Source organism: Streptomyces sp. NPDC017979, assembly GCF_044328175.1.
Taxonomy (GTDB): Bacteria; Actinomycetota; Actinomycetes; order Streptomycetales; family Streptomycetaceae; genus Streptomyces.
This window is the reverse complement of sequence record NZ_JBIRGU010000012.1, coordinates 13,877-31,887: the sequence shown is the minus strand read 5'-3', so window position 1 is coordinate 31,887 and position 18,011 is coordinate 13,877. Positions and strand designations below refer to the sequence as shown.

Here is an 18,011-nt window from a genome sequence, read left to right as displayed (position 1 = left end):
CGCGCGCTGCGTTTCGTACCGTGTCATCGGGGTGGAGCGGCGAGGGCGGCCAGGGCGAGACCGGACGCCGTGCGGGACCGGCGGCAGCGCCCACCCGGCCGGCCCGCCGCCGGCGGGCAGTGCGTGGCCGACGTTCCTGGGGCCGGCGTCCCGTGTCGTCCTGGGCGCGAAACTCCGCTGAGGCGGTACCGGGCCGGGCACGTTCATGGCGATGAGCAGCACTCCTGCCCTGCTCGGCTTCTCCGGGCTTGCAGTGGTCCAGGGGCGGGGGTGGGTTTCCGTCAGTCCCGTCACGAATGCGCGAAGCGACAGCATGGCGGGGGCGGGTGGTGGAGGATCGGAACGTGACGCGACTCGGAGGGAGCCGACGGCGGCATGTGTGGCTGCTGGCCTGTGTGGTGTGCGGTGTGGTGGCGGTGGCCAGCGCGGTGTACGTCGTACGGCAGCTCAGCCACGGTGGTCTGGAGACGGCCGACACCGCGGGGTTGTTGGCGCTCGCGCTGACGGTGGTGACGGGACTGGTGGCGGTCGTCGCGCTGTGGAAGCAGTCGCAGGCCGATACGGCCGCGTTCGCGGACGCGGCACTCGTCAGCGGGTGGGCGAAGACGCTGGCCGCGGACATGAGGAACGAAGAGGGCGCGGTCCGGCGGCAGTTGCTCGGGGGCGATGTACAGGAGATCAACCTCGCCTACCGCCTCGTGCCGTCGGGCATGGCCCGGTCGGCTGCCGCGCCGGGCGCGGGGCGCTTGTTCACGGATGGGCCTGGAGGGCCAGCGGTTCCGGACATCGCCGCTTTCTACCGTGCGACGAAGCCGCTGCGGCTGGTCGTCACGGGGGCTGCGGGGGCCGGGAAGACCGTCTCCGTCCTGGAACTCCTGCTCGCCCTGGTCGAAAGCCGCGCCGAAGACGATCCCGTGCCGGTGCGGATTCCGCTGTCACGGTGGGACACCGACCGGCAGACTTTGCCCCAGTTGCTCCAGACGTGGCTGGTGGAAGCGTACAACCGGCCGAAGTACATGGCTGAGGGGTTGGTCCGCCACGGTTTGGTGCTACCGGTGCTGGACGGCCTGGACGAGATGGACGCCGCGGGCCCCGGTGGCCGGCCCGATCCACGCGCACCGCGGGCCACAGCGGTGGTGGAGGCGCTGAACGCGTATCAGCGGAGCCGGGCGGCGGGGCCGTTGGTGCTGACCTGCCGTGCCGGGCACTACGACGCACTCGCCTCGCACATCGCGGTCGTGGACGCGGCCCGTATCTCGATCGACCCCGTCGACTCCGCGGACGCACATGCCTACCTCACGGGCCGTGCGTTGGACCCGGCGCGATGGCGGCCACTCACCGAGCACCTCGCTGCCGAACCCGGCGGGATGCTGGCCGGGGTGCTGTCCACACCGTGGCGGCTCGGCCTGACCGCCACCGTCTACCACCACGACGGCGACCCCGGCGAACTCCTCGCGCTTCCCGACGCCGGGGCGGTGGACTCCCATCTCCTCGCCCGCTACATCCCCGCCGCCACCCGTACCGCCGTCGCATCTCACGGATACGAGGCCGACCAGGTCCACCGGTGGCTCCACCACCTCACCCGGCACCTCGCCCCCACCACAGCGGGCAGGGCCCAAACGCGCACGGCCACCCGGGGCCCGGAGGCCACCGACCTGCTCCTGCACGAACTGTGGCCCGTCGCCGGACGGAAACGGGTCCAGGCGGGGGTCGCGCTCCTCGGCGCGTTCATCACCCTCCCCCTCGCCTTCACATCAGGACCAGCGCTCTGGCTGTTCGGGGTATTGGTTGCCGCCGCGGCTGGATACCTCCCCCACCGCATGGAGGCGCCACAGCGCTGGACGTTCCCGTTCCGGCCTTTCCGGACGACCGTGCTCACACCCGGATTCGCGGGCTGGCTGGCGGGCGTGTGCCTGGCCGCGATCGGAGGCAATGCCATCGGTGGGAGAGACCTCGGGACGACGATCGCGATGGCAGGCGTGATCGGGGTCGTGACGATCTCCGGGTTCAGGACCGAGCCGGGTGCGAGCCCCGGGGGGCGGTCCGCCATCAGGAACGACGCTCTTCTCGGAACGGCAATTGGGGTTCCGAGTGCGATCGCGCTCGGGACCGCCGGCGCAGGCGCCGGCAAGGTCACAGACGGGTTCGCGGTCATGAACTCGGGCATCCTCGTCGTGCTCGCTTCAGTGCTCGCGCTCATTACCATCACCGTGTTCGCTTCCCCGTTCCGACGCGTGGACGTGAGAGCGCTCGTGATCGTGCTCACGGTCGCATCTCTAGCCACGAGTCCGATCACGCGCGAGCACGTGGGCAAGGTCTGGGACTTCAGCACGCAGGTCTCGATCCCGGACTTCAGCATGTTCGGGATCCTCCTCATCTTCGTGTCCATGACCGCGCTCGGCGGCGTCGCTTCGCGGCGGTACCTCGTGTTCCTGCTCTGGTCACGCGGGCGCCTGCCGTTCCGGCTCGGCCGGTTCCTGGACTGGGCGGTGAAAGCGGGACTGCTGCGGTACAGCGGGGCGGCGTATCAGTACCGGCACCGGGAACTCCAGCACTGGCTCAGCGACCACCCCAACCCTCCACAGGTCCCCTGACCCCCTCCGGCGCACCCAACCCCGCTCCCCCCAAACGCCACGGCCCCAGCCCTACGACAAACGGCGGGCCGGGCCCATGAGCGATCCACTGGGTTTTACTCCCGTGTCTCAGTCAGGGGCAGCGGTGGTTTAGCGGCTGCCGAGCTCTCCCTTGGTGAACCCGTGTTTGTGGGCCGCGAGCACCGTGGCGAGTGCAGGGACGAGCAGTGCGAGCGTGACCCAACTCAGCCAGGATGCACCCAATCCGCTGAGGACGATGCCTCCGATGATGCCACTACCGGCGATTCCGACGTTCCATCCGGTGGTGAGGAGTGCTTGGGCGACATCGCCGGCGTCGCCTGCTGCTTCGGCGACTGCGGTCTGCAACAGGGTAGAGGTGCCGCCGAACGCGAGCCCCCAGAGCGCTGCGCTGGCGTAGACGAGTGAAGGCACGCCGGAGAAGATGCCGAGCAGCAGCGCGCATGTCGCGAAGAGCACACACGCGAGGATCATGAGGAGGCGCAGGTGCCGATGGACGAGCGCTCCGGCGATCCAGATGCTCACCAGCGACACCAGACCGAAGGTGAGCAGCACGGCGTCGACTTGACCTGCCATGCCCAGCGGCTTGAGGAACGGGGCGATGTAGGTGTAGAGCATGCTGTGGGCGAGCACGAACGTGAGGGTCACGAAGAGCACGGGCGCTACGCCGGGAATGCGGAAGGTACGGGTGAGCGGGAGCCGCGAGCCCTTGGGCTGTCCGGAGAAGTTCGGCACCGCCGCGACGACCCACACGATCAACGCGAGCGTGAGGACTGTCATGATCCCGAACGCGTATCGCCACTCGACGAGCTTGGCCAGAAACGCCGCAGCAGGAACTCCGACGGACAGGGCAACGATTGCGCCCCCCATCGCGATCGCCATTGCCTTGCCGCGCTGATGTGAGGGAACCATCCGTACCGCGTACCCGGCCAACAGCGCCCAGAGCAACCCGCCGACGATGCCGCCGAGGCACCGGGCGGCTAGCGTGAGTGCGAAGCTCTCGGAGAGCGCGGTGACGGTGTTGGCGATCGCGAATCCTGCGATCGCCACCAGCAGCAAGTGTCGGCGCGGCCAGCCGATCGTCGCCTTGGTGAGCGGGATCGCGGCGAGGATCGCCCCGATCGCGAAGACGGTGACGCTCTGCCCGGCAGCACTCTCGCTCACACCCAGGTCTCGGCTCATCCCGGGAAGCAGCCCGGCTGGCATCGTCTCGGTCAGGAGCGTGATGAACCCGGTGGCGGCCAAGGCCAGAAGACCCGCCAGTGGGAGCCGGGCGTTCGTTATCGAGGGAGATGCCACAGCATGTGTTCGTGTCATGGCCTTATGATCGAAGGGTGACATCAGTGTGAGGGTCAAGTCGGTGTCCGCTGAGTCACACGACGCCAGCCGCAGAGGGCGAGGAGAGCGATATGCGGATCGGTGAGTTGTCGACGCGCACGCGGACTCCGGTGAGGTTGCTGCGCTACTACGAGGAGCAGGGACTGATCGCGTCAGATCGACTGCCCAACGGATACCGGGACTATGAGGAGTACGTCGTTGACCGGGTTCTCCAGGTACGCGGCCTGCTCGACGCAGGGCTGCCCACACGGATCATCAAGCAGATCCTGCCCTGCCTGAACACCCCCCGCACGATCCACATGCCCTACGTCACGCCAGACATGGTCGCAACGCTCGAACACGAACGCGACCGCATGGCCGAAAAAATCGAATGCCTCACCAAGAACCACCGAGCCGTCACCGACTACCTCGACGCCGTACGCCGCGATATCCGATCCTCCTAGTGGCTGTCTGAGAAGCCCTGTTCAGGGCAGGCGACTTGGTAGTTCCTGCACGTAGGGGAGGTGGGGATGGCTGGCCGACGTGCCTATCCGACGGACGCAGCCTCCTCCTCGTGGGTCAGGTTCCACCGCGTGCCGGTGGCCACCTCGGTGACGTAGACGCGGCGGACCTGCCCGGACCCGCAGCGCTCGAACTCCTCCTCGGCAACGAGGAACCGTCCACCGGCGGGCGTCGCGCGAGCCGCGGCGATGCGAACCTCGGCGTCCTTGTGCTGCCGGTCGACGGCGCAAAGCAAGGCGGGCAGCAGTAGCAGCTGGGTCCGGGGCCGCTGGTCCACTCGGAACTTCACCCCGGAGCGGGACTTCTTCGTCGCGCACTCGTTCGCCTTGATCGGGCACGGCGCCACCCAGGGCGCCCACCGCGCCGGGTCGTCGGCGGCCCAGCGGGCGATGTCCTGGTAGAACGCTCGGACGAACACCAGCTCGCCGCGGAAGTTCACCCGCGGCCGCACCGGGTGCCCCTGGGCGTCACGCTACGACGTGATCAGACAACCAACGGAACGGGAGCTATCCGGTGCCAACGCGTGTTGCCGTCTTCGGATCAGGATCCTGGGGCACGGCGTTCGCGCTGATCCTCGCCGACGCCGGATGCGACGTCACCCTGTGGGCACGCCGACCCGAACTGGTCGACGCGATCCCCGCCGAGGGCGTCACCTCCTGCACATCCGTGCTCGGCCTCGCCCGGCGCCACCACGTCGACATGCCCATCGTCGAGACGATGTCCCGCATCATCCACGACGGCATCTCCCCCCAGAGCGCCGTCAAGGAACTGATGTCCCGAACCGCGAAAGCCGAGCACTGATCAGCCTCCCGAAGCCAACTGATCCGTTTGCCCGTGTGGAAGACCCGCTGTGTGCATCCCCTGGTCACGGCTCGCCGTTGGATCGTTTGTAGGTCTTCCACAATCGCGTAGGAGCCTGCTTCCGCAGGTCTCGTCACCTCTTCTCAACCGACCGTCCGCCTCGCGGCTCGGACGAGCTGTTCCCCCGCCACGTCGGGCGCCGTCGACGGGAAGCAGAGGTGCGGACAGAAGCCCATGACCTGACAACCCGTCACCAAAGTCAGCATTGGGTACACCTGACTCGACCACAGAAGACCAAAGTAGGGAAGGACCCGCCCCGGGCGGACGGGGTGACGGGGTGACGGGGGCACGGTCGACACATCGCACCCACTCCCCCGGCGCCACACCGGCCGGCCGGATCACGCACCCGCTCCCCCTCGCAAAACCCCAGCTCAGCGCACTCGTCCGCGCTTCTTCAGCGTCCCCGGGGGGAGTTCCGGAGCGGGCAGGGGATCGCCGTCGTAGCCCTTCACCTCGCCGAAGCGAGTGCCCGTCATCCAGTCCTGGCGCGCCTGCACGATCTCCTCCTGCGAGCGGCCGATCCAGTTCCAGAACATGATCAGCTCCTCCTCGAAGGGCTCGCCGCCCAGGAGCATCAGGCCCGCGTCGGACTCGGCGCGGATCGGGAGGGCGGCGCGGCCGCAGCCGAGGTACAGCATGGAGCCCGGCAGGACCGGTACGCCGTCGACGTGCGCCTCGCCGGACATCGATAGCACGGCGTACTCGAAATCGGGGTCGAGCGGGATCGCCGTGTCCGTTCCCCGCGCCAGGGCGAGGTCCGCTCCGACGATGGGCGTGTACGTCGTGCCGGGCGAGGTCGCCCCGTCGAGCGAGCCGAGGATGACCGTGGCGGTGAGGCCCGGTGCGGTGACCGTGGGCAGGTCGGAGTGGTGCTGGAAGTGCGGCTCCACGTGGCGGTGGGCGTCGGGGAGCGCCACCCACAGTTGGGCGCCGTGCAGGAAGCGCGCGTGGGAGCGGGGGCTCTCCTCGGAGTGGCTGATCGCCCGGCCCGAGGTCATCAGGCCCAGCTCGCGGGGGCGGATCGTGGCGAGGCTGCCGGTGCTGTCGCGGTGCAGCACCTCGCCCTCGTGGAGCCAGCTCACGGTCTGGAGTCCCATGTGGGGATGGGGCGGCACCTGCATGCCGGGCTCGTCGGCGATGTCGTCGGGGCCGTAGTGGTCGACGAAGGCCCAGGCGCCCACCATCCGGCGGCCGAGGTTCGGCAGCAGCCGGCGGACCTCGGTGGACTCGCCGAGCGGGACGCGGCGCGGACTGAGGAGCTCGCGCACGGGCTCGGCGACGACGAAGCCGCGGCCGCCGCAGACGGAGAGGGCGGCCTGACGATCGAGATTGCTCATGGCAGTCAACCTATTCCCGTGGGGCTCTCGGCGGGCACTCCCCACGCTTCGAAGCGTAGTGGAATATTCAACTACCATCCTCCGTTGATGCCACACGAAGGCCCGAGCAGGACGGCCCGAGCGAAGGAGGACCAGTGAGCGAGACCTACTACGAGTTCGGCACCGCCGCCGAGCGGTGGGACCGTGCGCAGTTGTTCTTCGACGCCAAGGAGTACCTGACGGCCGCGCGCATCCTGCGCGGGCTGGTCGAGGAGGCGCCGGGGCAGGTGGCGCAGCGGCTGCTGCTCGCCCGCGCCTACTACCACTCCGCCCAGCTCGGCCGGGCCGAGGGTGAGCTGCGGAGCGTGCTGGAGCTCGACCCCGTCGAGTCCTACGCGCACCTGATGCTCGGCCGCACGCTGGAGCGCCAGGGGCGCCCGGCGGAGGCCGCGCCGCACCTGCGGCTCGCCGCGGTGATGACCGCGGAGTGAGCCGGGCCGCCCGCCGGCGCGATCGGGCGGGGACGCCCTGACAGTAAGGACGCCGCACCGAAGGCCAGTGCCTTCGGTGCGGCGTCCGCTCGCGTGCGTCGTGGCGCGGAGCCTCAGCGCACGGCGCTCAGCTTCTGCCACTCCTCCCACGACAGGTTCCAGTTGCTGAACCCGTTGCCGAGGTCGGGCACGCCCTTGGTGTCCTTGCCGGTGATCACGAAGGGATCGCCGACCTGGACCTGCTTGTAGAAGGACGACGCCTCGCCGGTGCTCATGCCTATGCAGCCGGAGCTCTTGTTCGCACGGCCGAAGTAGGACGCGTTCCAGGGCGCGGCGTGCGCGTACATCCCGGACCAGGTCAGCCGCATCGAGTAGTCGACCATCTTGTTGTACGCGTCGCCGAGTCCGACGGTCTCGGAGTTCATGTTGATGGTGCCCTCCTTGGACATGAGCACCGTGGTGCCCCGCCAGGAGCGCTTCTCGCCGCCGGGCGTGCCGCCGGAGACCGGGATGGTGCGGACCTGCTTGCCGTCGCGCTCCAGCGTCAGCTTCTTGTTGTCCAGGTCGACCTTGACGACCTGCTGCGAGCCGATGGTGAAGGAGACGGGGTAGTCGCGGACGAACCAGCCGCCCCCGGGGCCGGAGTCGGTGCCGTTCAGCTCGGCGTTGACGGTGACCTTGGTGCCGGGCTTCCAGTACTCCTTGGGCCGCCAGTCCACCCGGTCCTTGCCGGTCCAGTCCTTGATCCAACCCCAGGAGCCCTCGGTGTTGTTGGACGTGGTGACCTTGAGCTGCTTCTCCACCTCGGCCTTGTTCTTGACGGGTTCGTCGAAGACGAGGGAGATCGGCTGGCCGATGCCGACGGTGGTCTTGTCCCCCGGCCACCAGTTGACCTTGTTGACCTTCTCCGCCTTCGCCGTGGTGAACGACGCCTTCTGGGTGTCCGCCGTGCCGCCCTCGGTCTTCGTCTCCGCGGTCACCTGGTAGGTGCTGCCGGGCGCAGCCTTGCGGTCCGAGGTCCACACCGTGTTCTGCTCCGACAGCTTGCCCTTCAGCGTCGCGCCCTTGCCGTCGGTCACGGTCACCGAAGCGAGGCTGCCGCCCTGGGCGGTGACGCGCACCGGCTCACCCGGCTTGACCTGCTGTCCGCTGGGCGTCACCGTCACGGTGGCGGGCTTGCCGCCGTCCTTGACCCCCTTCGCCTTCCCGTCCGACGCCGTCGCGGAGTCGTCCGAGGAACAGGCGGTGAGCGCGAGCGGGGCGAGTACGGCAGCCGCAACCGCGAGGCGCGCGGAGCGGTGACGTACGGGGCGCGCGGATATCGGGCGCAACGGAGACCTCCGTCAGAAGTCGGTAAGTGTGCGGAACCAGCGGACATCCGTGACTCTAATGCCGAAAAAGCGCAGGTGAAGGCCGTAATGGCTGTGTAACAGGCACTGATGAAAAACGGTCATCATTCCGTCACATTCACTGCTCGCCGGGCGGTGCGTCGGGGCTCGAACGGTGCGCGGTACTCTCCACACTCGCCCCGTGGATCGTTCGTACGGCTGCTCTGTTGCAAGTCCGGCGCCGGGGGCGTCTCGTGGAAACGCTGGGGACATCTGGGGACATGGGGAAGACCTTTGGGCGGAATCGCCGACGACACACCGCTTCGGGAACGCCCGGCCCGTCCGGGACGCCGACGACTGCGACAGTGCCGGCGCAGCGGGGGCCGGGTCGGGACGACAGCGACGACGTAACGGACGACGCGACAACGGAAGGCGACGGAACGGCGGGCGCAGGCGCGGAACGCGCGGAAGGCGTGGCCGCGAAGGGCGGCGGTCCGCAGCCCGGCTCCTCAGTAGCCCGGAGCGGCGCCATCATGGCGGCCGGCTCCCTCGTGTCCCGGGCGACCGGGTTCGTACGCGCCTCGGTCGTCGCCGCGGCGCTCGGCATCGGCATGACGGCGGACGGGTACGCCGTCGCGAACGCCGTCCCCACCATCGTCTACATGCTGCTGGTCGGAGGCGCGCTCAACGCCGTCTTCGTGCCGGAGTTGGTGCGCGCCGCCAAGGAGCACGAGGACGGCGGAGCCGCGTACACCGACCGGTTGTTGACCGTCTGCACGGTGGCGCTGCTGGCGCTCGCCGCGGCCGCGGTGTGGGCGGCCCCCGCCATCGTCGAGGCGTACACCGGCTACAGCGGCCAACAGGCCGAGATGACGGTCGCCTTCGCGCGCTACTGCCTGCCGCAGATCTTCTTCCTCGGGCTGTTCACCATCCTCGGCCAGGTGCTCAACGCCCGCGGCCGGTTCGGCGCCATGATGTGGACGCCGGTCCTGAACAACGTGGTCGTCATCGCGGTGTTCGGCCTCTACCTGGGGACGGCGGCGAACGGCGGGAGCACCCTCACCGACGCGGAGACGACGCTCCTGGGCGCGGGCACGACCGCGGGCATCGCGGTGCAGGCCCTGGCGCTCGCCCCCGCCCTGCGCCGGGCCGGCTTCCGCTGGCGCCCCCGCTTCGACTGGCGCGGCAGCGGGCTGACCCGGCCGCTGCGCTCGGCGGGCTGGCTGGTGCTGCTGGTGCTCTCCAACCAGGCCGCGTACTGGGTGGTCACCCGGCTGGCGACGAAGGCCGGCGCGCGGGCGTCGGCGCTGGGCATCGACGGCGGCGCGGGCTTCAGCGCGTACAACAACGCGTACACCCTGTGGGCAGTGCCGCACGGCATCATCACCGTCTCCCTGGTCACGGCGCTGTTGCCGCGGATGAGCCGGGCCGCGGCCGACGGCGACCCGCTGGCAGTGCGTCGCGACGTGTCGTACGCCCTGCGGACCAGCGGCGCCCTCATCGTCCCCGCGGCCTGCGCGCTGCTCGCGCTGGCGCAGCCGGTGATGGCGGTGGTGTACGGGTACGGGCAGACCGACCCCGACGACGTGGTGCTGATGGCGGGCATCCTCATGGCGTTCGCCCCCGGACTGGTCGCCTTCTCGGGCCAGTACGTGCTGTCCCGCGCGTTCTACGCGCTGTCGGACACCCGTACGCCCTTCCTGCTCAACTTGGTGATCGTCGCGCTCAACGCGGGGCTGGCGGTGGTGGCGTACGCGGTGCTGCCGGCGCGCTGGGCGGTCACGGGCATGGCCGGGGCGTACTCGGTGGCGCTCGCCGTGGGGTGGATGGCGACGGCACTGGTGCTGCGGCGCCGTCTCGTGCCGCGCCACGGCGACGTGCGCGGCAAGCACTCCGGCCGCCCCCGCCCCTGGCGCCACAAGCCGATGGTGCACTCCGCCTCGGCGGCAGCCCTGTTCCGCCTGCTGCTGGCGGCGGTGCCGGCGACCGCACTGGGCCATCTGACGACCCGGGCGGCATCCGCTGCGGGCCCGGTGGCCGCGGCCATCGCCGGTGCGGCCGTCATAGGACTGCTCTTCGCGCTGCTCGCCCGGCCGCTGAAGCTGACGGAGTTGGACGCGGCGCTGTCTGGGGCGACGCGGAAGCTCCGTCGGCGACCGAGCAGAAGCTGAGCGGGCTGACGCCCCGGGGCGTACCCCCGGGGCGTCAGCCCGCCGTGTCGTGCGTCAGGACAGCTCCAAGGGCACGTCGCACTCGGCCTTCTCGTGGGCCTGCTTCGCCGCCGCGGTCACCAACTCTTTGGCGGCGGCACGTATCGCGTCGCCGCCTTCCATCCGGGTTCCTTCCCGCAGCCGCAGGGACACCCCGAGGTTCCGTGGCATCCGCGGGTCCTGCTTCTCGGAAACACACGGCACCAGGATCGAAGCGGCCTTGCGGGAGACCAGTCCGTGGTCCCCCGGGCCGAACTTCCTCGTCTCCTCCTTCGGGAGGTAGTCCGTGCCGACGCTCACGTGGTCGACCCACTCGTCCAGCGACTCGCCGTTGCGCAACTCGGACACCAGGGACAGCACCTGCTTCCCGTCGCCGGAGATGAAGCAACTGCTGGTGAACCCGTCCCTGGTCTGCACTCGGAGGTTCTTCCTCGAGTCCACCGAGTACGACTCACTCGCCGGGAGCAGCTTGTTCAACTGCTCGGCGGCAGCGTCGGCCGACCCGAAGTCACTGCACACCTGGTCCGCGCTGATGGTGCCGTCCTTGCCGAACGGAGGCCCCCCGGCCGCGTAGTACACACCGCCGCCCGCCACGAGCGCGGCCACGGCCGCGCCGGTGATCACGCGCTTCTTGCGCATCCTCGTCACGCTTCTCATTCCAGGAACCCCATCGGGGACCATCGTCGATGCGTTGCGTACGGCTCGGGACCGAGAAGACCCGAGCCGTACCCGCCGTTCAGCGCGTCAGGACAGAGCCAAGGGCAGATCGCACTTGGCGTCCGTGTGGCTCTGCTTCACCGTCGCGATCAGCAACTCCTTCACAGCCTCACGCGAAGCATCCGTGCTGTCGACGCGGGTCCCCTTGGGGAACCGGAGAGACACGTGCAGATCGCGTTGCCCTCCCGGGGACTGTTCCTTGGACGCGCACGGCAGCAGGAACATTCCGGCCCGGGGAGAGAGTCGCCCCCTGTCCTCCGGGCCGAACTTCCGGACCTCGCCCTTCGGAAGGTAGTCCTCGTCGATCGCGGCGTGCGCGAACCAGTCGTCCACTGAGTCGTACCGGCGCATCTCGACTTGCAGGTCGAAGACCGACCTCTTGTCGGCGTTGTCGACGGAACAGTAGGTGGTGTAGCCGTCACGGTCGTCGATACGACTCTTCGTCGTGTTCGAGCCCACCGCGTACGAGCCGCTGGCAGGAAGCGCCTTGTTCAGCACTTCCGCGGCCGCCTCCGCCGGACCGACCTGCTTGCACATCTGGCCCGCGCTGACGGTGGCGTCCGCGCCGAAGGGAGGGCCCCCCGCCGCGTAGTACACACCACCACCCACCACGACGGCCGCGACGGCCAGACCAGCGGTCACCCGCTTCTTACGCATGTTCACTTCTTCGTCTCCAAGGCTTGGGGGACCCCCTCGCCGTTGAGGTACCTTCCGACATTCGTCCCGGCGTTGTTGAAACCGTCCTCCGCCGCGGCGGCCACCTTGCGCTCCCGCGCGATGTCGCCGGACCCGGCGGCCTCGCCCGCCGCGGTGGCCTGGCGCTCCAGCAGGCGGTACGTCTCCGTGGAGGTATCGTCCCATTCCTTGCCGTTGCGGAAGATGACGTCGTCCGTGCTGTCCTTCTTCATTCCGCCGGTGATGGCGCTGATGGCCTCTCCGGCGAAGGTTCCCGCCAGGTCACCCGCGATGACGGCACCGGGCCCGGCGGTCGGCGCCACGAGCAGGCCAATACCGGTGCCAGCCAGCGCGCCACCCCACTCGCTGGCCTTGTCCAACGCGTCGTTGTACTTGGCGTCCTGCTCGCCGCCTTGCAGTTCCGACTCGTAGGCACGACCGCTGCCCAGGATGCCCTGGACCTCGCCGGAGACCTCACCGACCCGCTCGAACGCGCTAAGGGCCTTCTCGTCCGGGATGAAGGTGTTCGGATTGGCCGCGTGGTACTCGAAGAGGTTCGAGGAGTAGTTGTGCTGACCGAGGGTGACGGCGGCATAGCCCTCGGGGTTGCGCCCGAGCGTGTAGAGGAAGCGCGTCACATCGCTCTCCTTCAGCTCCGAGGCCGCACCAGGGGCGATGAACAGATCGGCCTTGCTCTCCTGCTCGGGCGCGAGGGCACGGTTGATGTCCGGCATGTACTCCGCCGTCATCTGACCGAAACTGTCCGACATGTACCCGTTGCCGGTGAGGAGGTCGGGCTTCTTCGACACCGATTCGACGACGCTCTTGTACAGGTCCGCCTGCTCCTTGGAGTGGGCGACCGTCTCGGACGTCGGCAGTTCGCCGGCCGGGTGGCCCGTCGTCGCGGCTTCCAGCGCGGCGGCCAGGTAGTTCTTGCCGGAGATGCTCTCGTCGCCCTTGGAGTCCTGCTCGCGCATCCAGTCCCGCTCCTCGAAGAGGTACTGGAAGTTCGTGAGGTCGACGTGGCCCTTCTTGCCGTTGCCGTCGGTGTCGCGCTTGTACGGGTTGCCGTCGGCGTCCTTGTCGATGAACTCCGAGTTGAAGAACTGCGTCGCGGCGTCCGGGCTGTTGGAGAGGGCCTTCATGTAGCCGGTCATCGGGTCGAAGCCGTGGTCGGTGCCCGTGGAGTTCAGGTGCGGCCACAGACCGCCGCCGTTGTAGCCCCAGATCTGGTCGGGGCTGCGGCCGTTGCGGACGCCCTCCTGCTCCTTGGCCATCATGCCCGAGCCGTAGCTCGTCAGGAAGTCGTCGTCGTAGTCGCCCCAGCGCATGAGGTTGCTCATCACCACGTAGCCGGAGACCCCGTTCACCGGCTTCTCGACCGCGATCAGCATGTCCGTCTTCCAGGAGGACATCTCCGGGGAGGCGCTCTGGGTGGCGTTGGCCAGGGTCAGGCTGAGGTTCTTCTGCAGCTCCGAGTACTGGTCCAGCCGCTTCCCGTCCATGGGGAAGTCGCGTGCGTTCGCGTCGTTGAGTTTCGCCCAGAAGTCGAGGGTGCCCTGGGCGCCGAGCTTCTGCGCGAACGCCTCGGCGAAGAGGTCGTCCTTGTTGTACTTGGCGAGCCCGGCGTTGAGGCGGTCGAACTCCTCGACGGTGAGCTTGCTGGGGTCCTTCTTCGCCAGCTCCGCGAGGTCCTCGGCCGTCTTCACGGCGTCCGCCGCCTGGTCGCGGTCCTTGTACGAGGCGTCGCCGAAGCCCTTGTCCGCCTGGTCGACCAGCGACCGCAGCACCCGTGCCGCGGTGCTGTCGCTCTCGCTGGCCTTGTCGAGGATGCCCTTGATCTGGTCGCGCACCGAGTCGACGTCGCCCTGCTTCACGTCCTTGCCGGCGTCGCCGTCGACGGCCCGGACGATGAAACCCGTCCCGTTCGGGCGGACGGAGATGTTCCGGTTCTGGGCGTTGGATATCGCCTCGGTCAGATCGCCCTTGAAGGTGCGCAGCTCACTGGCGGTGTCGCGGAGGATGTTGCGGATGGAGTCGGCCTGGGTGTGGGCGTCCGCGAACTCCCCGACGGTCTTGCTGATGAACTTGCGCGTGACGTCCGAGTTCACGCCCCGCCAGTCGCCGCCGAAGGCGGTCTTCTTGAGCCCGTCCTTGGCGTCCGTGTCCAGCTTCTCCAGATTGCCGACGAGGGTGTTCCAGTCCGAGACGGCCGCGTCGAGCTTGCCGAAGTTGGCGTGCAGGAGAGTGTCGAAGTCCATTACTTGTCGTCCTTCTTCTTCTCGTCCTCGCCGTAGACGTCGTTGCGCTTGCCCGGGGCGCCCGCGCGCTCGTCGAAGCCGGACTCCAACGCGGTGATGCTGCTCATGCGGCGCTCGATGAACGTCTCGTCGCCGGCGTGCGCGTTCTTCGTGAAGTCCATGTGGTTCGAGATGTGCGCACAGGCGTCCATCAGGTCCGCGAGGGAGGAGGCCCACTTGATGCTGACGTGGGACAGGGCGCCGCCCAGCTCGAAGCCCTGCGTCGTGAGGTCGGTGCCGGCGCCGTCCGTGTTCCGCTCGTGGACGCGCGCTTCGTTCCACAGCCGGTTGTAGAGCTTGTACGCGTGGTCCCCCACCTTGGCCAGGTGCTGCTGGTCGACCTTGAGGTCGCCCTGGCTGTTCGTGGCCAGCGACTTGCCGTCGCCCGGCTCGTCGGGCACCCGGTTCAACTGCATCTGGGTCGACTGCCGCTCCGCAGCGTCCGACTTCAGCTGTTCCCATTCGTCCCACGCCATGGCGGGACCTCCTCCCCGTTGGTGGTGCGCTGTGCGGCCGGCGGGCCCCTTTCGGCCATTTCCCGCCCCTCGCCGGGCGCGCCGCGCAGCGACGCGAACCAGCCGGGGTCGGGGCCTCGACCTGTCGGGCCCGTCGACGCGCCCATTCTGCTACGAGGTGCAGAGCTGCTCATACAACCACGTGCAGGAAGTGGGGAGGTTGCATGACCGTCAGGTCACAGGCGGCTGAATCCAGCCAAAAGGGGGCGCCCCGGGCGCCGTGGGTACGGCGGCCGGGGCGCAAAGCCCGCCAAAGGCGGTGGCGGTCAGATCCCGCCCGCGTAGAGGAGTCGGTCGGGTGAGGTCTTGCTCACCGTGAGGATGTCCTTGGTGGACTGCTCCAGGAGCCACTGGGAGACCCGCGCCGGGTTGGCCGCGGGGTTGGCGGCCTTGTACAGCAGCGCGACGCCGGCGACGTGCGGGCTGGCCATCGAGGTGCCGTCGAGCGCGATGCTGCCGCCGCCGAGCTTCGCCGAGAAGATGGCCTTGCCGGGGGCGTACACGTCCAGGCAGGAGCCGAAGTTGCTGAAGTCGGTCTCGACGTCGTTGTGGTCGGTCGCGCCGACGGTGAGCACGCCCGAGGCGCTGGCCGGCGAGTAGTCGCAGGCGTCCTTGCCGTCGTTGCCGGCGGCCACGACCGGTAGGACGCCCTGGTTGGCGACGTTGGCAGCGGCGTCGTTGACGGCCTGGTTGCGGCCGCCGCCGAGGGAGGCGTTCACGACGGCGGGCTGGCGGGCGTTGCGCGCCACCCAGTCGAAGCCTGCGATGATGCCGGACCACGCGCCGCGGTTGTTGCAGCCCAGCACGCGCACGCTGACCAGGCGCGCCTGGCGGGCGACGCCGTAGGTGGCGCCGCCGACGGTGCCGGCGACGTGGGTGCCGTGCCCGGCGCAGTCGGCGCCGGCCTGGCCGTCGCCGATGGCGTCGAAGCCGAAGACGGCCCGCCCGCCGAACTCGGGGTGACCGTAGTCGATGCCGGAGTCGATGATGTACGCGGTGGCGCCGACGCCGCTGCCGTTGACGTCGAACTCCTGGTTCAACGGCAGGTACGGCTGGTCGATGCGGTCCAGGCCCCAGCTGTACGCGTGGTACTGGGGTTCCGGCGCCTCGACGGGGCCTCCGGCGGCGGTGCCGTCCTCCTCGACCGCTTCGACGCTCGGCAGTGCGCGCACGGCGGCCAGTTCGGCGGGCGTGAGCTTGGCGGCGAAGCCGTTCAGCGCCGCGGAGTAGGTGAAGATCGGCTCCACCGAGGGGGCCGCTTCCTTGACTGCGGACTCCGGGCTCGCCCCCTTCTTCAGGGTGACGATGTACTGCCCCGGGATCGGAGCTGCGGCCCGGCGCAGCGGCGCGGGCTCGGCACGGGTGGCTCCCGTGCTGACGGACGGCCCCGGCTCGGGGGCGGCGGACGCGGAGCCGGTGGCGATCAGGGGTGTGGCGGCGGTGACGAGGGCGACCGCTGCCACGGCACAGGCACGAAGCCTCGTATGCGTGGACATGGCTGCGACCCAAGCAAACGGGGATCGACGAGTCCATGACCGTCCGTAGGGATTCACTACGTTGCGTTATTGTATGCTGATACGTGTACCCGTTCGGAGCCATCGGGCACGGTCGTGGGCGTACGCCGCACGGACCTCGGCGGCTCAGCGGGTGGCTTCTGCGCGGCTGGCGTGTGCGGCGGCGGTACGGGTGATGTTGCGGGCCATCCCGCCGAACACCACGGAGTGGAAGGGCGCGACGCTCCACCAGTACGCGTGCCCGAGGAGTCCGTGCGGGACGAAGAAGGCGCGCTGGCAGTAGCGCGTCCGGCCGTCGGCGCCTGGTTCGCAGCTCATCTCCAGCCAGGCGAGTCCGGGCAGCCGCATCTCGGCGCGCAGCCGCAGCAGCCGCCCGGGCTGGATCTCCTCCACCCGCCAGAAGTCGAGCGAGTCGCCGGTCCTGAGCCGGGCGGCGTCGCGCCGGCCGCGGCGCAGCCCCACCCCGCCCACCAGTCGGTCCAGCCAACCGCGGACCGCCCAGGCGAGGGGGAAGGAGTACCAGCCGTTCTCGCCGCCGATCCCCTCGATGACCCGCCACAGCGCCTCGCGGGGGACGTCCACGGCGATCTCGCGCCGGTCGGTGTAGAGGCTGCCGCCGGCCCAGTCGGGGTCGGTGGGCAGCGGGTCGCTGGGGGCGCCGGGCACGGCCGCGGACGACCAGCGGGTGGTCACCTGGGCCTCGCGCACCCGCCGCAGGGCCAGTGACACCGCGGTGTCGAAGTCGAGGGGGTGGCCCGGCGGCTCGGGCACGTAGCGGGTGATGTCGCGCTCGTGGCAGACCACTTCGTGGCGCAGCGACTCGGTGAGCGGGCGGGCGATGGAGGCGGGCACCGGGGTCACCAGCGAGACCCAGAGGCTGGACAGCCTCGGGGTGAGCACCGGCACCGGCAGCACGAGCCGGCGCGGCAGGCCCGCCACGGCCGCGTAGCGCAGCATCATCTCGCGGTAGGTCAGCACCTCCGGGCCGCCGACATCGAAGGCGCGGCTGACGTCTTCGGGCATGCGGGCGCTGCCGACGAGGATCCGCAGCACGTCCCGTACGGCGACGGGCTGGATGCGGTTGCGCACCCAGCGCGGGGTGACCATGACCGGCAGTCGCTCCGTGAGGTAGCGCAGCATCTCGAAGGACGCTGAGCCGGAGCCGATGATGACGGCGGCCCGCAGCACGGTGGTGGGGACGCCCGAGTCCAGCAGGATGCGGCCGACTTCGGCGCGGGAGCGCAGATGGGGCGAGAGGGTGTGCTCGGGGACGCCGCGCGGGGTGAGTCCGCCGAGGTAGACGATGCGGCGGACGCCCGCGGCCCGGGCCCGTTCCCCGAACACGCGCGCGGCGCGCCGGTCGGTCGCCTCGAAGTCCTTCCCGGTGCCGAGGGCGTGCACCAGGTAGTACGCGACGTCGACGTCCCGCATCGCCTCGGCGACCGACGCCGGGTCGGTCACGTCGCCGCGGACCACCTCCACGCTCCCCGCCCAGGTGTGGTCGCGCAGTTTCGCCGGCGTACGGGCGAGGCAGCGCACTTGGTGCCCGGCGGCCAGCAGTTCGGGGACGAGGCGTCCGCCGATGTATCCGGTGGCGCCGGTGACCAGACAGCGCATGGGCCGGGCGTCCCCC

At 69.7% G+C, this 18,011-nt stretch carries 14 protein-coding genes and 2 pseudogenes; 6 read left to right on the top strand and 10 right to left on the bottom strand.

Annotation, left to right across the window (positions count from 1 at the left end):
* Positions 1–344: 344 nt before the first annotated feature.
* Positions 345–2,594, top strand: coding sequence for a hypothetical protein (locus tag ACH4E8_RS26725; RefSeq protein ID WP_398452631.1), 2,250 nt, complete (start codon positions 345–347; stop codon positions 2,592–2,594).
* 129 nt (positions 2,595–2,723) lie between these two features.
* Here the strand turns inward: ACH4E8_RS26725 and ACH4E8_RS26720 are convergent, their stop codons facing one another.
* Positions 2,724–3,953, bottom strand: a complete 1,230-nt coding sequence (locus ACH4E8_RS26720) for an MFS transporter (RefSeq protein ID WP_398452628.1) — start codon at positions 3,951–3,953, stop codon at positions 2,724–2,726.
* Positions 3,954–4,021: 68 nt separating this feature from the next.
* Between ACH4E8_RS26720 and ACH4E8_RS26715 the strand changes: the two genes are divergently transcribed.
* Positions 4,022–4,393, top strand: a complete 372-nt coding sequence (locus ACH4E8_RS26715; RefSeq protein ID WP_398452626.1) for a MerR family transcriptional regulator — start codon at positions 4,022–4,024, stop codon at positions 4,391–4,393.
* A gap of 83 nt (positions 4,394–4,476) precedes the next feature.
* On the opposite strand, the gene ACH4E8_RS26710 is transcribed toward ACH4E8_RS26715, so the two are convergent.
* Positions 4,477–4,902 (bottom strand): hypothetical protein, encoded by a 426-nt coding sequence (locus ACH4E8_RS26710; RefSeq protein ID WP_398452624.1) that lies wholly within the window; start codon positions 4,900–4,902, stop codon positions 4,477–4,479.
* A gap of 62 nt (positions 4,903–4,964) precedes the next feature.
* Between ACH4E8_RS26710 and ACH4E8_RS26705 the strand changes: the two are divergent.
* Both ACH4E8_RS26705 and ACH4E8_RS26700 read left to right on the top strand, forming a co-directional pair.
* A pseudogene (locus tag ACH4E8_RS26705) lies at positions 4,965–5,093 on the top strand (2-dehydropantoate 2-reductase N-terminal domain-containing protein); the annotation flags it as partial.
* Positions 5,091–5,252, top strand: a pseudogene (locus ACH4E8_RS26700) (glycerol-3-phosphate dehydrogenase); the annotation flags it as partial. The pseudogenes ACH4E8_RS26705 and ACH4E8_RS26700, both read left to right, overlap by 3 nt.
* Before the next feature lie 431 nt (positions 5,253–5,683).
* Here the strand turns inward: ACH4E8_RS26700 and ACH4E8_RS26695 are convergent.
* Positions 5,684–6,649, bottom strand: coding sequence for a pirin family protein (locus ACH4E8_RS26695; protein ID WP_398452622.1), 966 nt, complete (start codon positions 6,647–6,649; stop codon positions 5,684–5,686).
* Between the two features lie 134 nt (positions 6,650–6,783).
* Here ACH4E8_RS26695 and ACH4E8_RS26690 point away from each other — a divergent pair, with 134 nt between their 5' ends.
* A complete protein-coding gene (locus ACH4E8_RS26690; protein ID WP_398452620.1) occupies positions 6,784–7,119 on the top strand; it encodes a tetratricopeptide repeat protein in 336 nt (111 codons plus the stop codon).
* Positions 7,120–7,232: 113 nt separating this feature from the next.
* On the opposite strand, the gene ACH4E8_RS26685 is transcribed toward ACH4E8_RS26690, so the two are convergent.
* Complete coding sequence (locus ACH4E8_RS26685; protein ID WP_398453004.1) at positions 7,233–8,441, bottom strand: Ig-like domain-containing protein; 1,209 nt, start codon at positions 8,439–8,441, stop codon at positions 7,233–7,235.
* A 539-nt stretch (positions 8,442–8,980) separates the two neighbouring features.
* Between ACH4E8_RS26685 and murJ the strand changes: the two genes are divergently transcribed.
* Positions 8,981–10,618 carry a murein biosynthesis integral membrane protein MurJ gene (murJ, locus tag ACH4E8_RS26680; protein ID WP_398453001.1) on the top strand — a complete coding sequence of 546 codons (1,638 nt, stop codon included), beginning with the start codon at positions 8,981–8,983 and terminating at the stop codon, positions 10,616–10,618.
* A gap of 54 nt (positions 10,619–10,672) precedes the next feature.
* Here murJ and ACH4E8_RS26675 read toward each other — a convergent pair whose 3' ends face one another.
* From ACH4E8_RS26675 to ACH4E8_RS26650, 6 genes are all read right to left on the bottom strand, one after another.
* Positions 10,673–11,296 (bottom strand): hypothetical protein, encoded by a 624-nt coding sequence (locus ACH4E8_RS26675; RefSeq protein ID WP_398452618.1) that lies wholly within the window; start codon positions 11,294–11,296, stop codon positions 10,673–10,675.
* Between the two features lie 105 nt (positions 11,297–11,401).
* Positions 11,402–12,031: a hypothetical protein gene (locus ACH4E8_RS26670; RefSeq protein WP_398452615.1), complete on the bottom strand. Its 630-nt coding sequence runs from the start codon at positions 12,029–12,031 to the stop codon at positions 11,402–11,404.
* 2 nt (positions 12,032–12,033) lie between these two features.
* Positions 12,034–14,310: a DUF6571 family protein gene (locus tag ACH4E8_RS26665; RefSeq protein WP_398452613.1), complete on the bottom strand. Its 2,277-nt coding sequence runs from the start codon at positions 14,308–14,310 to the stop codon at positions 12,034–12,036.
* The gene (locus tag ACH4E8_RS26660) at positions 14,310–14,825 is read right to left on the bottom strand and encodes a hypothetical protein (RefSeq protein WP_398452610.1); all 516 of its coding nucleotides are present in this window, start codon (positions 14,823–14,825) and stop codon (positions 14,310–14,312) included. The genes ACH4E8_RS26665 and ACH4E8_RS26660 overlap by 1 nt, the downstream gene beginning before the upstream one ends.
* 305 nt (positions 14,826–15,130) lie before the next feature.
* Positions 15,131–16,360, bottom strand: coding sequence for a S8 family peptidase (locus tag ACH4E8_RS26655; protein WP_398452608.1), 1,230 nt, complete (start codon positions 16,358–16,360; stop codon positions 15,131–15,133).
* A 144-nt stretch (positions 16,361–16,504) separates the two neighbouring features.
* Positions 16,505–17,995 carry an SDR family oxidoreductase gene (locus tag ACH4E8_RS26650; protein ID WP_398452998.1) on the bottom strand — a complete coding sequence of 497 codons (1,491 nt, stop codon included), beginning with the start codon at positions 17,993–17,995 and terminating at the stop codon, positions 16,505–16,507.
* Positions 17,996–18,011 lie beyond the last annotated feature (16 nt).

What these genes read in the sequence shown, in the direction of transcription:
- murJ (WP_398453001.1), top strand. Translation starts at nt 8,981, where the DNA reads ATGGCGGCCGGCTCCCTCGTGTCCCGGGCGACCGGGTTCGTACGCGCC.
- ACH4E8_RS26660 (WP_398452610.1), bottom strand. Translation starts at nt 14,825, where the DNA reads ATGGCGTGGGACGAATGGGAACAGCTGAAGTCGGACGCTGCGGAGCGG.
- ACH4E8_RS26715 (WP_398452626.1), top strand. Translation starts at nt 4,022, where the DNA reads ATGCGGATCGGTGAGTTGTCGACGCGCACGCGGACTCCGGTGAGGTTG.
- ACH4E8_RS26720 (WP_398452628.1), bottom strand. Translation starts at nt 3,953, where the DNA reads ATGTCACCCTTCGATCATAAGGCCATGACACGAACACATGCTGTGGCA.
- ACH4E8_RS26670 (WP_398452615.1), bottom strand. Translation starts at nt 12,031, where the DNA reads ATGCGTAAGAAGCGGGTGACCGCTGGTCTGGCCGTCGCGGCCGTCGTG.
- ACH4E8_RS26650 (WP_398452998.1), bottom strand. Translation starts at nt 17,995, where the DNA reads ATGCGCTGTCTGGTCACCGGCGCCACCGGATACATCGGCGGACGCCTC.
- ACH4E8_RS26655 (WP_398452608.1), bottom strand. Translation starts at nt 16,360, where the DNA reads ATGTCCACGCATACGAGGCTTCGTGCCTGTGCCGTGGCAGCGGTCGCC.
- ACH4E8_RS26695 (WP_398452622.1), bottom strand. Translation starts at nt 6,649, where the DNA reads ATGAGCAATCTCGATCGTCAGGCCGCCCTCTCCGTCTGCGGCGGCCGC.
- ACH4E8_RS26665 (WP_398452613.1), bottom strand. Translation starts at nt 14,310, where the DNA reads ATGGACTTCGACACTCTCCTGCACGCCAACTTCGGCAAGCTCGACGCG.
- ACH4E8_RS26675 (WP_398452618.1), bottom strand. Translation starts at nt 11,296, where the DNA reads ATGCGCAAGAAGCGCGTGATCACCGGCGCGGCCGTGGCCGCGCTCGTG.